Genomic DNA, 14,458 nt, shown 5'->3' with positions numbered 1-14,458 from the left:
AAGACTAATTTCAACGATGTCAAAGAACTCAATTCTTCCCTTTTTCCGGGATTGTTTGATTAATATTAATTTGTCCCGATTTTAACGGGACACTAATGAATTTGAGAAAATCTATGCCAGCTCCTTCTATTATGATAAGGAAGGAGTTGCCTTGTGGCCTGCGCAAGTTATCAATTATACAAGTAAGACACAATTTCTTTTTCGGATAGAGAAAGGGACATTGGATGTAAATGATTCTGCCGTCAACGATTATTTTGCGCCGGAGGATATTCGTATTCCTTTTAGAAACATGATTTACATCGGTGACAGCGATACTGATATACCATGTATGAAACTTATTAATACCAATTCAGGTCATTCAATAGGAGTTTTTAATCCGGAAACTCAGGATAAGAGAAAAGTCTATAGAATGATGGAAGATAAACGAATCAAATATTATACTCCTGCCGACTATACAGAAGGATCGGAATTGGACATGTTGGTGAAAAACATCATCGACATGACTGCTTCGAATGAAAAGCTGATGTCTATCCATTACAAAAACAAACAAGAACAGGTTAGCCACAACAGAAAGGCAGACTATAAGGAAGATAAGGAAAAAGAAAAACTTATTATGGATTTGGAGAATAGCAATAGCTTTAAACAAACTCATTCTATAATTTCAAAACTTAAGAAAATCAAGAACTGGACTCCTGAAGAAAAGATGCAATTACAGCTAATTGCTGAAAAGAACAAACAGGTTTCATCTATAAAAAAGGATGAAGATGTCGCTTCTTTCTATGCATCTCTTGAACAGTTTTCATAAACTTCATATATCTTGTTTTAGTTTTGCAAGTTTATTAACGGGTTGTAGTGAAGGAGTTAAGGAGTTAAGAAGTTAAGCCGATACCTTTGTGAGCTGTTTGTTTTTCTATCGGCTTTTAACTCCCAAGCCCGCCCTGGCGGACGATAACTCCTTCTAACTCCTCTAACTCCTGCAAGTTTTGCACTTGCGGAACTTGAATCATTCAACATTGATATTTTCAGTAGCCGTTGTTTGAAAGTATTTGATTGATTTTTCCGACAGTCTCCATTACCTCCTTTACAAGCCTTTCCGCCTCAATCTCAACATTATCGAACAATAATTTATTCAACGGCTTAACAGCCAACCAATGGGGGGTACTTATATATCCAACTTCCTCCAAGCAGTCGAATATCTCACCGATATGAGGAATAGGTATTTTATCAATATCCTTCTTAGCTTTATAATCCTTCGGTCTGACAGCTATGGCTTTCATTCCTGAATTACAGGCAACAGTCAGCTGAAACCCATTCTGCAAATCATATCGCCGGAATTTCTCACGCTTTTCATAACATACGTATGGCGCAAAATCATGTGCTATAATAGCTTTGTATAAGTCATAGATTATATTGTCAGAATGAGCGGTATTATTTTTCCGCTGTTTGACAGTAGTCAGCAGACTTTCATAATCATCTTTTACAATCTCTTCGTTATTATATACCTGAGTAATTACCTTTTTGATTAGAATTCTTTCTTCCCTAAACAACGATGCCGAAGGATGTGGTACGCCACAACAGGGCACCCCAAGAATATTGCCTACAACCACCTTTGAATATGAATGAAACAGCTGGGTATAATGAATCTCCTTATTTACCTGTGACATAGTTCGCAGAAGACTTTTACCACTCAGCACAATGATGAATTGCGGCTTAAGAATATCTATCAGTTCCAGGGAACAATGCATCGTCTTCTTTAAAACATTTTTGTTCAAATCCTTAACTTTGGACGTTGCAAAGAAGGAGGCATTGGTTACAACATAACCGTTTTCATCATCCAGTGGATTGTTCCTGTCGTCATACATCTTTCTTAGTCTTTTCCAGTAAAGCCATTTATTATGTTCCGGCCAAAAAGGATTACCTTTCAAAAGATGAAAGCCATTCATCAGATTGCCGTTCAAGCCCCATACATCATCATTGCACTGGTCATTATATGAGCCAACAGATCCGGGATTAATACCAATAATCAACACCTTTGGAGATGACATCAGATTCTGTAAAGGAGACTGAGTGTAGAAAGCAGGAGCATCATCTCCAAGCTGAGCGGCTACTTCATTGTAGAATGCAGCAGTTCGATCTGCCCATTTAGCCAACGCATTATTGATTTCCATACGCTTAATATTTTAAACCATTTAAGTTATCGCCCGCCAGGGCGGGCTTAGAAGTACAAGATAATGAAGAATGAAAAATTTTAAGTTTCGCAAGTTTAGTTAAGAAGTTAAGGACTTAAGGAGTTAAGGAGTTAAGCCAATACCTTTGTGAAAAAGGATGCCGACCATGCACTTAAGCTATCGGCTTTAACTCCTAACAGAGCAAAGCGAAGTGACAACTTCTATAACTTCTTAACTTCCAACAAAATATCGAACCCGAAACTTGAGTAAACTATTATACAAAAATATTCTATTTCGTGCATAAATAAGTCCTCAATATGCCATATTTAAACTTTATTCATAACCAATACGCGAGTTTGGGATAAGAAAGTTCCTTTAAGAGTTGGCAATCACTAAATAAATTTCAACCTTTAAGTCTGAAAAACAACGGGCTGCAAAATATACAGCAACGATTACCGAAGAAAAGTTACGGAATTTTTTTTGAGTTATCAATCTGTTTGATAAGAATTTCGATTTTGAATCGAAGCAGAATCTCCTTCGCGTCACCGATGGAAAGAGACATCGAAACACAACCTGATTCAGGAAAACACACACCCCCCCTCGAAAGGACGTGAAACATCATCTTTCACCCTAACAGGCTGATTGTCAGGCCGTGAGTTCGTTGTTGAAAGCGTGAACCCACATTGGCGTTTTCTTCTTCCCATCCGTGAAAGAGCGCCTGGTACGCGCCGTCCGGCTATCCATCCTTCACACCCTGAAGTGCCATCCGGCAGCCGTAACTGCCTACTTCAGCCGGCCAAAGTGCATAGATACGGAAGTCGCAAGCATGGTCCGACAACGACGCTTGCATGGCTGGCGGACCGTGCAAGCATCGTTCACGGACCATGCAAGCGTGGAAGAAAAGGTTTTTTAGCAGTTTTATTTCAAAATGTCTCTTGAGAGTCCGTTAAAAAGACGATATTTGCAACCGATTCAAGGTAGGAAACGGAGAAATGAAGAATGAAGACTATTCCTTAGTGAACTCAAGTTTCGCAAGTGCCAAACTTGCAGGAGTTAAAAGGAGTTAAAAGAAAGCCCCCTCCAACTCCCCCCGAAGGGGGAGAGACCCCACCAAGGTGGGCTTAGGAGTTAAAGCCGATAGTTTAAGTGTATGGTCGGCATCCTTTTTCACACTGGTATTGGCTTAACTCCTTAACTTCTTAACTCCTTAACTACAACCCGTTAATAAACTTGCGAAACTTAAATTAGTGAATATATCAAAAGAGGTTTTGAGCGAAGCTGATGAAGAACAGGGAAACGGAGAAATGAAGGATGAAGACTATTAATATTTATCTGGTAGTTAAGATGTTAAGGAGTTAAGGAGTTAAGCCGATACCATTGTGGGCTGTTTGTTTATCTATTGGCCTTTAACTCCCAAGCCCGCCCTGGTGGGGTCTCTCCCCCTTCGGGGGGAGTTGGAGGGGGCTTTCTTTTAACTCCTTTCACTCCTGCAAGTTTGGCTTCGCCGGTTTTCAATCCGGTAAAACCGAAACTTGAACCGTTCACCATTCACCAGAATGAACGTATCCATACCTTCCTGACTTCCGGCGAACGATGGAAGCCGGAACTTCAGTTCCTTCAGGAAAACCGGCGCTGCCGGAAAGAGATGGAGGGCGGCACTTGAATCAAAAAGAACTACAAAAACCTGAAACGAAATGACACCTTACGATTTATCTTTATGCACGGCATTGTCACTGATGCTTTTCTTCTCCTTCTTTTTCCTGATAGGGAAGACACCCGGGAAGGCGGTCTACGACAACTACCTGCGCTCACGCCGTACCATGGGAGTGGCCTTGCTGGTGCTCTCGCTCAACTATGCGGTCCATCTGTTTACCGGCATCCGCTTCATCAGCCACAACGGAGCCGTTCTGATGAACCTGTCCACCTACTTCCTCTCCTACTGGCTCTTCAGTTCGGCACTGACCACCCTGCTCAACCGCTCCTACATCACCCTCCGCCGGATGCTCGTCCACCTGTCGCTGTGGCTGCTCTTCACCCTTCTTGCGGGCGTTGTGCTGGTTTTCCTGCCGGCGGGCTGGATGCAGAATGCCGCTACCGCCGCCCTGGCCACCGCGCTCTTTGCCTACGGCATCTGGCTGGCACGCAGGCTTATCCTGACCTACCGCAAGGCAACCCGCTCCTTTGCCGACATACATTCCGACAACATCAAGACCTACGTCAACTGGATGACCGTCATCACCTACTGGGCCGTTATCTACGGGATAAGCTGCGGCCTGCTCACCTTCCTGCCGGACAAGTGGATTTTCATCTGGGTACTTTCTTCCATCCCCTTCTACATCTACCTCTACCACTCCTACTACTGCTACCTCATGTTTTACGAGCAGGTGGAGCGGGCCATAGAAATCGGCGAAGAGCCGGACAGCCCGGCGGCGGGAACCGACGAAGACTCCAAAGAGGGGACCGACACGCCGCATTACCACGAAAAAATTGCCGGCAAGCTGAACCAGTGGATAGCGGACAAAGGCTACGTGCAGTCCGGTTTCACCATACAGGATTTAACTAAAACAATCCATACAAACCGCACCTACCTGAACACCTACATCAGAGACACCTACCACGTCTCCTTCTGCGACTGGATTACCGGCTTGCGTCTGGAACACGCCCAGGCACTGATGAAGGAACATCCGGAACTGAACATACAGAAAATAGCCGAGGCTTCCGGATTTCTCTCACAAAGTTACTTCATCAAGATCTTTTCCGAGAAGGTAGGATGCACTCCCGCCAAGTGGAGGAAGCAGCAGCAAGCCCACTGAGCGCCTCAGCCCCAGGCGGTGCTCTATGCACAAAAAGTGCTCTATCCGCAAAACCACAATTGCTCTATCCGCAAAAAATTGCTCTATCCGCAAAAATTAAGGGTTTTTCCCCGCCCGCCGCATATTTAAAGAATGCAGGCAAGGGTGGGGATTATTTTTTTACTACCTTTGATAACTGAGAACACAACAATAACTTCAACGATAATAGAGTATGCACAAAAGAATTTTAACACTTTTGATATGGCTTTTCACCACATTGCCTATCGTCGCCCAGCAAAAGACAGACACCGTCTACACCTTCCGCTTCATACCCCAGAAAGACATGTTCTACGTGCCGTGGCGGGGTAATGAAACCGAACTCGAACGGCTGTTGGACTGCATCGAAACGCACAAGACAGCCATCCTCGAAGGCAAGTCGCCGCTACACGTAGACGGATACTGCAACTCGATGGAAGGCACGTCAGAAAACCTCGCTACGGCCAAAGTCCGTTCCAACCGGGTGAAGTCGGAACTCATCCTGAGGGCCGGAGTGAAAGAAGAGAACTTCGTCACACACAACCACGACACCGACGGCGACTACGTAACGGTGCGCCTGGCCGTACCCGCCACACGCACCCCGGACGCCGAAGCAGAAGCCCAAGAACAGCACAAGGCGCAAGAACAACACAAGGCACAAGAACAGCATATAGCCCAAGAACAACACAAGGCGCAGGAACAGCGCCGGGACGCCGGACAGAAGGACGCCGGACAGAACGCAGCGACAGATGCCGCAACACAGCACAACGCCATACAACAAGCCCAACAACCGGCTGCCGCCCGCCCCACAGGCAGCGTCTCCCTGCGCGCCAACCTGCTGCGCTGGGCCACGCTGACCCCCGACCTCGGAGTGGAATGGCGATTCCATCCCTCGTGGGCCATCCTCGTCAACGGCTCCTGGACCTCGTGGAGCTGGAACGACAAGGAACGCCGCTACGCCCTGTGGGAAGTCATGCCCGAAGTACGACATTATATAGGTAAGGCTGGACGGGGCTACCTGGGAGTCCTGTTCAAGACGGGCGAGTTCAACTACAAGCTCGGACACACCGGCCGGCAGGGCAACCTCACGGGCGGAGCGCTCACCGGAGGATACCTCCTGCAACTGAACAACGCCCTCTCGCTCGACTTCTCGCTGGCCCTGGGCTACCTCAAGGCCGACTACGACAGTTACGGGGTCATAGACGGCGTGCGGGTGTTCCGCAGCAACGAGACGAAGAACTGGTGGGGACCGGTAAACGCCGGTGTAACCTTAGTTTGGACTATATTCTAAAAAGAAGGAAATACGACTATGAAGACAAGACAATATATCATCCTGGGAATGGCAGCCACGCTGCTCTCTTCCTGCGTGAAGGACACGCTTTACAACACACCGCACCCCGACAAGGGAGCCGTGACCCTCAGCCTGGCGGAAGGCGGCAACTACGTGATGGACATCGACGGACGGACGGCCGATGTGGACGGCACCCCCTTCACCCACCCCGACCTGCTCGAACCGGGCACACACAGCCTGCTGGTCTATAACCGGGCCGAAGGCTTCAGCTTCGACGGACGCACGGCGCAGGTCAACGCGCCCGACGGAGCCTCGCGCGCCGACGGCATCGGCATCATCCCCCTGCCGGGATACCTCTACACCGACTGCCGGCAGATAGACGTTGCGGCAGACGATACCCTCTTCGTCCGCCCCGAACCCAGGCAGCGGGTGCGCGACCTCTACCTGGAACTCACCATCACCGAGGGACGGCCCGAACTCATACAGACCGCCGAAGCCACCCTCAGCGGAGTGGCCGGAGCTTTTGACATGGAGGCCGCACAGACCACCGGACAACCCCTCACCACCTCCTTCGGATTCACACGACAGGACGACAAGCTCAACGCACACCTGCGCCTGCTGGGCACACTCGGCACGGAGCAGGCTCTCACCGTATTCATCGCCTTCACCGACGACGGACGCACCCAGCACACCGAGATTGACCTCACCGAAGCCCTCGCGGACTTCAACAACGACATGACCACGGGCTACCAGGTGAAAGGCAACTTGCAGACCCCCATCGGCATGGAGGAAGGCACCGGAGACATCATCGGGTGGAACGACGTGACAGGAGGAGACATCGAGGCAAACTGATGGAACCTGTATAGGAGAACAACAACAGACAACAAAACCATCTAAATAAATTAATCAAGCATTATGAAAACTAAAGCATTACTATTTGCAGCTATCGCCACCGCACTCGTGGCCTGTGACAACAACAACCAGCCGGCCGAACAACCCGTGGCCGCAGTCATCAACGCCACCATCTCCGACGTGCCCCTGACGCGCGCATCGGGCACCGTCTGGGCGCCCAACGACCAGATTGGCATCACCGCCACCAGCCAGGGACGGACACAGTACACCAACATCGCCTACTTCTATCAGGACAAGAAGTTCCTGCCCCAGGGTGGCACCATCTACTTCCAGGACGATGCCGAAGTAACCTTCCGCGCCTACTATCCCTACTGCGGAACGGCCGGTACCGACCCCGGCGTCATCAACGTCGAGACCGGAGCGGCCACCCAGACGGCAGCCCTCCAGCCCGGCATCGACTTCCTCTATGCCGGCGGAGCCACTGCCAGCAAGTTCCAGCCCGAGGTGAAGTTCCGCTTCGCCCACTGCATGAGCCAGATTACACTGACCTTCATCGAAGGCGATGACATCTCCTTTGCCACCCTCGAAGGCTACACCCTGGACAACCTGAAGCCGACCGGCACCTTCGACACCGCCACCGGAACCGCCACCGCCACCGCCACCCAGGCAGAGCCCCTCACCATCGACCTCACCGCTTCGGCCGAGGCCGGCAAGCAATGCATCTCGAGGCTCATCGTGCTGCCCCAACCCGCCCCCGACGGACTGCCCATCCACATCGTCGTTGACGGCGAAACCTACCAAGCTACCCTCAACATAGACAGCAACGAACTGAAGCCCGGCAACAACTATGTGTTCAACATCACCGTCAACAAGACGGACATCGACGTGCAGTCCGCCGACATCCAGCCCTGGAATGATATACCGGCCAATGATGTAGATGCGCAAATGTAAGACTTGAGTGTAAGTATTTACTTCCGCAACCTGCGGTTATTTATAAATCATCGAAATAAAGTACAAGCGAATATGAAAACCAGACTTTTTGCAATCGCAGCGCTGGCCCTCGCGCTTGCCGCCTGCAACAACGACGACCCAAGCTCCCCCGCGGGGGGAGTGGAGGGGGCTCCCGTAATCATCCAAGCCTCCGGCCTCACCGCCGTGGCAACGCCCGCCTCGCGCGCCACCGTGGACGGCGACTGGCAGGGCGTGCAGACCGTGGCGCTCAAGATGGGCGACGCGGTAAAGGAATACACCGTGACGGCCTCCGATGCCGACGGATACCGGAGCGCCACCCTCTCCAACGCGGCCGACCCCTTCTACTGGACGAGCCGCGACCCGATTACCGTCTCGGCCTGGTGGCCTCTCGATGATACCGACATCACACAGATGCCCGACGTGCAGGTGGCGGCTGACCAAAGTAAGTTGGCAGACTTCCAGAACAGCGACTTCATCTCCGCCATCGACCAGACGGTGACCTACGACAAACCCACCCTCACCTTCACCCATCGCACGGCGCGCGTGACCGTCAGCCTGCAGGCCGGCAACGGCATCGCGAGCGTAGCCGGAGCCAAGGTGAGCCTCGTGAACCTCTCCACCCTCTACGGCAACCCCGCCACCATCTACACATACCACCCGGGCGGCACCTACGAGGCCCTCGTTCTCCCGCAGACCGTTGCGGCGGGCAAGCCCTTCATCCGGGTGGAGCTGGGCAACGGCACCTTCTCCTTCCTCCCCCAGAGCAACATCAAGCTGGAGGCGGGCAGCAGCTACAGATACATCGTCAGCGTGAACGCCACCGGCCTGACGCTGGAGGGGAGCACCATCGGTGACTGGAAGCCCGGCAACGGCGAGAGCGGCGAGGCCGTGGAAGACCTGGGCTATACCACCACAACAGACGACCAGAGCAACGTTACGGGCTACAACGTGTACAACGCCGACGGCCTGCAGGCGTGGGCGGACGCCGTGCGGAGCGGCGGCTGGAGGCTGAACTGCACCCTCACCGCTGACATCACCCTGCCCGAGGTGGCCGCCGACCAAAGCAACTGGACGCCGATAGGCACAGACTCCAGCAACGCATACACCGGCACCTTCGACGGCGGCGGCAAGACCATCACGGGGCTGACCGTTACGACAGATGGCGAAAATGCGGGCCTGTTCGGCTACATCGGCCGAGGCGGCACGGTGAAGGATGTGACGCTGGAGGGCGTGCAGATAACAACCACTCACAGCATGGGCAATGCCGGCGGCGTGGCGGGACAGTGCTCGGGCACCCTTGAAAACTGCTTCGTGTCGGGGGACGTCAGCGGCTACTATGCCGGCGGCGTGGCGGGCTATCTATTTGGCAGTTCCCTCACCGGGTGCGGCTCCTCGGCCACCGTGGTGGGAACGTACGATGCCGGCGGCGTGGCAGGTGACATAAATGGTAATAACAACACCCTGACCGCCTGCTATGCCACGGGCGACGTGAGCGGCACTAAATACGGTGGCGGCGTGGTGGGATACAACGATAGCGGCACCCTCATTGCCTGCTACCATGCCACGGGGACTGTCAACGGTCAAGACGGTACAGGCGGCGTAGCGGGATACAACTTCGGCACCCTGACCGCCTGCTACTGGAGCGACAGCCCCGACACAGGCATCGGTATAGACCAGGTAGGTACCGACGAAGCCACGCAGGTGGACGGCACTGACGTTACCTGGCAGACAGCCATTGCACAGATGAACACCGCCCTGAGCGGCACAGGCTGGGAATACATACCCGGCGACAACGACCTGCCCGAACTGCAAAAGAAACAATAACGACCCCTAAACACCAGGCATCATGAAACGAACGACCATTTATCTATATGCAGCCCTCGCCCTGACGGCCGGCCTCGCCGCCTGCACGCAGGACGAGCCAAGCTCCCCCGCGGGGGGAGCGGAGGGGGCTGCCATGACCTTCACCGCCACCGGCCTCTCCTCCGCCGGCACCCGCGCCCCCGTGGACGGCGACTGGGACGGCGTCACGGACGTGGCAGTACGGATGGGCGGGGACGTGAAGGCGTACACCGTGACGCCTGACGCCACCGACAACACCCGCGCCACGCTGGCCTCCGACAACCCGCACTACTGGACGGGGCACGACGAGGCCACCGTCACCGCCTGGTGGCCCTACAACGGCGAGGAGGACCTGCCCGCCGTCAAGGTCCGTGCCGACCAGAGCGGGGACGAGGACTTCCGGGAGAGCGACCTCATCGCCGCCGAGGAGCAGACGGTGACCTACGGCGCGCCCACCCTCGCCTTCGCCCACCGCACCGCCCTCGTGCGCGTCGCCCTGACGACCTACACCGACGGGCTGGCGTCCGTGCAGCTGACCGGCCTCTCCACCGTGGACGGCAACCCGGCTGCAATCACCCCGCATGCCGAGGGCAACGACACCTACGCCGCCCTCGTCGCCCCGCAGACGGTGACAGCGGGCACGGCCTTCGTCACCTGCACCTTCGCCGACGGCAAGTCCTACGTCTACCGGATGAAGGACACTACCGAATGGAAGGCGGGCGAGGAATATACCTACACCGTCTCCCTCGCCGCGGCAAAAGACCCGGGCTATACCGACGACGGACAGGGCAACTACACCGTGACCTCCGCCGAGGGCCTGAAGAACATCGCCAAGCTGGTGAACGAAGAGGGACAGACCGACATCGACATCACCCTGACCGGCAACATCACCCTGACCGGGGACTGGACGCCGATAGGGACTGAAAGCCAACCATACACCGGCACCTTCGACGGCGGCAACTATACCATCACGGGGCTGACCGTTACGGGAAGTGACAAATATGCGGGCCTGTTCGGCTACATCGGCGACGACGGCAAGGTGAAGAACGTGACGCTGAAGGACGTGAAGATAGAAAGCGATAACGATATGAGCGATGTCGGCGGCGTGGCGGGATGGAGCGATGGCACCCTTGAAAACTGCTTCGTGTCGGGCAGCGTCAGCGGTAGAGGAAAAAACAGCATTGTAGGCGGTGTAGTAGGCTCTCAAACGGGCGGTTCCATCACCGGGTGCAGCTCCTCGGCCACAGTGAATGCCGGGAATACAGCCGGCGGCGTGGTAGGTGGAACGAATAATGGTGCCACCCTGACCGCCTGCTATGCCACGGGCAGCGTGACCCTTGTAAGTAACGGTACAGACTCCTATTTTGCTGGCGGCGTGGTGGGAACTAACGGAGGTGGCATCCTGACCGCCTGCTATGCCTGGGGCAGCGTGACCGGTAGCGGAAACGGCACCGTCTATGTAGGCGGCGTAACGGGAAGCAACGATTCAGGCACCCTGACTGCCTGCTACCATGCCAAAGGGACTGTCAAAGGCTCGGACGGAGCCACAGGCGGCGTGGCGGGACGCAAGGGCCTCATGCCGTATGGCGGTATCATCACCGCCTGCTACTGGGGAGACAACGGCCAGGAACAAGGCATCGGTGAAGACCAGGTAGGTACCGGCGAAACCACCAAGGTGGACGGCACGGATGTTACCTGGACATCAGCCATGACATCAATGAACGAAGCATTACAGAGTGCGGGCTCAGCGTGGTCTTATACAATAGGCGAGGACTTCTTACCCACACTGGAACCAGGGCAACAATAAAAGCCGGGCCCTAAGTTCGGCTGATTGGATAAAATAGTCCCTGAAAAACGGGCCGGGTGGCGGCCTGAAAACAAAAGGCCACCTTTGACAGAGTGAAAGGCCACCTCTGACTGAGTGAAAGGCCACCTCTGACTGAGTGAAAGGCCACCTTTGACTGAGTGAAAGGCCACCTCTGGCAACCATTACCGTGCGCGTGGCGTGCGCCTTACCGTGCGCGTGCCGTGCGCATTGCCGTGCGCGTGTCGTGCGCATTACCGTGCGCGCATCGCGCACCTTACCGCGTGCGCATCGCGCACCTTATCGCGTGCGTGTCGCGCACCTTACCGCGTGCGTGTCGCGCACCTTCCCCGCGTGCGTGCCGCGCACCTTACCGCGTGCATGGGGACGGGGATAATGGTTAATGATTAATGGTGAATGGTGAATGCCCTGCGGCGTGGGGACGTGTAGGGGCGGGCAGATCCCGCCCCTACACGTGGGTGGCCGCAAGAATTCACCAACCTAACAACTCAAAAACTCATCAACTCAAAAACTAAAAAAATCTGTGGTCATCCGTCCCAATCTGCGTCATCTGTGGTCCATTGCCCACACACGCCGCACTACAACGTGGATGCATACAGGGCGGGCAGACCCCGCCCCTACACGTGGGTGGCCGCAAGAATTCACCAACCTAACAACTTAAAAACTCATCAACTTAAAAACTCACCAACTCAAAAACTCATCAACTCAAAAACTCACCAACTCAAAAACCCATCAACTCAAAAACCAAAAATATCTGTGGTCATCCGTCCCAATCTGCGTCATCTGTGGTCCATTGCCCACACGTCCCCCCCCCTAAAACTCATCAACTCAAAAACCCATCAACTCAAAAGCCCCCAAATATTTCACCCATATATGGGGCGGTGCGGACGCGCTTCACCCCAAAAACCGGGGGAAAGATGGCGGTAATCGGAAGATTCTGCTTATATTTGCAACCGGACAAGAACTTGTCAGTATCAAAACAACCAGAAACAAGTAAATCAAAACCTGTTCAACATGATGAAAAAAGCTATCCTCATCGCCGCGCTGGCCCTGGTGGCCTTCGACCTGTCGGCCAAGAAAAAGAATGAACCCAAAGAAGAGGGTTTCGTGTTTACCACCGTCAAGGAAAACCCCATTACGAGCATCAAGAACCAGAACCGCTCGAGCACGTGCTGGAGCTTCTCGAGCCTCGCCTTCCTGGAGAGCGAACTGCTGCGCATGGGCAAGGGCACGTATGACCTGTCCGAAATGTTCGTCGTACACCGTACGATGGTGGACCGCGGCGCCAACTACGTGCGCTACCACGGCGACGCCCCCTGGGGCCCCGGCGGCAGCTTCTACGACGCCATGTACTGCCTGAAGAACTACGGAATGGTGCCCCAGGAAGCCATGCCGGGCATCATGTACGGCGACTCGCTGCCCGTACACAACGAACTGGACGCCGTGGCCGGTGCCTACGTGAAAGCCATCGGCAAGGGCAACTTCAGCAAGCTGACACCCGTATGGAAGAACGGCCTGAGCGCCATCTATGACACCTACCTGGGCCAGTGCCCCGAGAGGTTCACTTACCAGGGCAAGGAATATACCCCGCAGAGCTTCGCCGAAAGCCTGGGCATCGACTCGGACGACTACGTGTCGCTGACCTCGTACACGCACCATCCGTTCTACACGCAGTTCTCCATCGAGATTCAGGACAACTGGCGCAACGGCCTGTCGTACAACCTGCCCCTTGACGAGCTGATGGCCGTGATGGACAACGCCGTGCGCACGGGCTATACCTTTGCCTGGGGCAGCGACGTGAGCGAACAGGGCTTCACACGCGACGGCATCGCCGTCATGCCCGACGCAGCCCGCGGCGCCGAACTGACGGGCAGCGACATGGCACGCTGGACAGGCATGACCGCCACCGACAAGCGCAAGGAACTGACCAGCCGTCCCCTGCCCGAGATTGAGGTGACGCAGGAAATGCGCCAGACCGCCTTCGACAACTGGGAGACGACGGACGACCACGGCATGCTGATCTATGGCATCGCCAAGGACCAGAACGGCAAGGAATACTTCATGGTGAAGAACTCCTGGGGATTGAGCGGCAAGTACAACGGCATCTGGTATGCGTCGAAAGCCTTCGTGGCCTACAAGACGATGAACATCCTGGTTCACAAGGACGCCGTGCCCGCCGAGATCAAGGCCAAGCTGGGCATCCGGTAAGACAAGGACAATACGGTCAGCCCCGCCCCCCGACAGGGCGGAGTGACGGAAACAATGAAGGTGTGTCAAATTAAGAAGCTGCTTTCCTTTAGGCACGGATTACACGGACATTCGCGGATTGTTATTCTTCTTTCTCCGCGTTATCCGCGTAATCCGTGCCAAAAAAACTACAAGAAGTCAGCCACTTTTAATTTTGACACACCTTCATTGCTCATTTCCGCCCGTAATGTGCATTTTCTGCCCCGATTTCTTGCCAAACCCGACACTTTCCGTAAATTTGCAGGCTGACAGGTTGGCCGGACAGACAGGACAGGGGAAGGCATCATCCCCCATGCCGGCACCGGCAAAAAGATATATATATCATACTAATTATTTATTTAATATCATGAGTTTGAAAATCGTAGTATTGGCAAAACAAGTGCCCGACACCCGCTGTGTGGGCAAGGATGCCATGAACGCCGACGGTACCATC

Annotated in this window: 9 protein-coding genes and 1 pseudogene; 9 read left to right on the top strand and 1 reads right to left on the bottom strand. The window is 53.9% G+C overall.

Annotated features, from left to right (window positions below; genetic code table 11):
• Positions 1-220: 220 nt before the first annotated feature.
• Positions 221-805 (top strand): hypothetical protein, encoded by a 585-nt coding sequence (locus Q1Y74_RS11055; RefSeq protein WP_300814388.1) that lies wholly within the window; start codon positions 221-223, stop codon positions 803-805.
• Positions 806-1,022: 217 nt separating this feature from the next.
• Here Q1Y74_RS11055 and Q1Y74_RS11050 read toward each other — a convergent pair whose 3' ends face one another.
• Positions 1,023-2,168, bottom strand: a complete 1,146-nt coding sequence (locus Q1Y74_RS11050) for a hypothetical protein (RefSeq protein WP_300814387.1) — start codon at positions 2,166-2,168, stop codon at positions 1,023-1,025.
• 1,694 nt (positions 2,169-3,862) lie between these two features.
• On the opposite strand from Q1Y74_RS11050, the gene Q1Y74_RS11045 reads away from it, so the two are divergent.
• From Q1Y74_RS11045 to Q1Y74_RS11010, 8 genes and pseudogenes are all read left to right on the top strand, one after another.
• The gene (locus tag Q1Y74_RS11045) at positions 3,863-4,981 is read left to right on the top strand and encodes a helix-turn-helix transcriptional regulator (protein WP_300814386.1); all 1,119 of its coding nucleotides are present in this window, start codon (positions 3,863-3,865) and stop codon (positions 4,979-4,981) included.
• Between the two features lie 211 nt (positions 4,982-5,192).
• Positions 5,193-6,287, top strand: coding sequence for a DUF3575 domain-containing protein (locus Q1Y74_RS11040; protein ID WP_300814385.1), 1,095 nt, complete (start codon positions 5,193-5,195; stop codon positions 6,285-6,287).
• A gap of 18 nt (positions 6,288-6,305) precedes the next feature.
• On the top strand, positions 6,306-7,139 hold the full coding sequence (locus Q1Y74_RS11035; RefSeq protein WP_300814384.1) for a hypothetical protein: 834 nt from the start codon (positions 6,306-6,308) through the stop codon (positions 7,137-7,139).
• A gap of 63 nt (positions 7,140-7,202) precedes the next feature.
• Positions 7,203-8,090, top strand: coding sequence for a fimbrillin family protein (locus tag Q1Y74_RS11030; RefSeq protein ID WP_300814383.1), 888 nt, complete (start codon positions 7,203-7,205; stop codon positions 8,088-8,090).
• 72 nt (positions 8,091-8,162) lie between these two features.
• On the top strand, positions 8,163-9,935 hold the full coding sequence (locus Q1Y74_RS11025; protein WP_300814382.1) for a fimbrillin family protein: 1,773 nt from the start codon (positions 8,163-8,165) through the stop codon (positions 9,933-9,935).
• Positions 9,936-9,957: 22 nt separating this feature from the next.
• Positions 9,958-11,760, top strand: a complete 1,803-nt coding sequence (locus Q1Y74_RS11020; RefSeq protein ID WP_300814381.1) for a fimbrillin family protein — start codon at positions 9,958-9,960, stop codon at positions 11,758-11,760.
• Positions 11,761-12,783: 1,023 nt separating this feature from the next.
• Positions 12,784-13,986, top strand: coding sequence for a C1 family peptidase (locus Q1Y74_RS11015; RefSeq protein WP_366914106.1), 1,203 nt, complete (start codon positions 12,784-12,786; stop codon positions 13,984-13,986).
• A gap of 385 nt (positions 13,987-14,371) precedes the next feature.
• Positions 14,372-14,458: pseudogene (locus tag Q1Y74_RS11010) on the top strand (electron transfer flavoprotein beta subunit/FixA family protein); the annotation flags it as partial.

The sequence above is a fragment of the uncultured Bacteroides sp. genome, assembly GCF_949298305.1.
Lineage (GTDB): Bacteria > Bacteroidota > Bacteroidia > Bacteroidales > Bacteroidaceae > Bacteroides.
The sequence above is the reverse complement of the archived record's forward strand: the minus strand, read 5'-3'. Positions and strand labels throughout refer to the sequence as shown.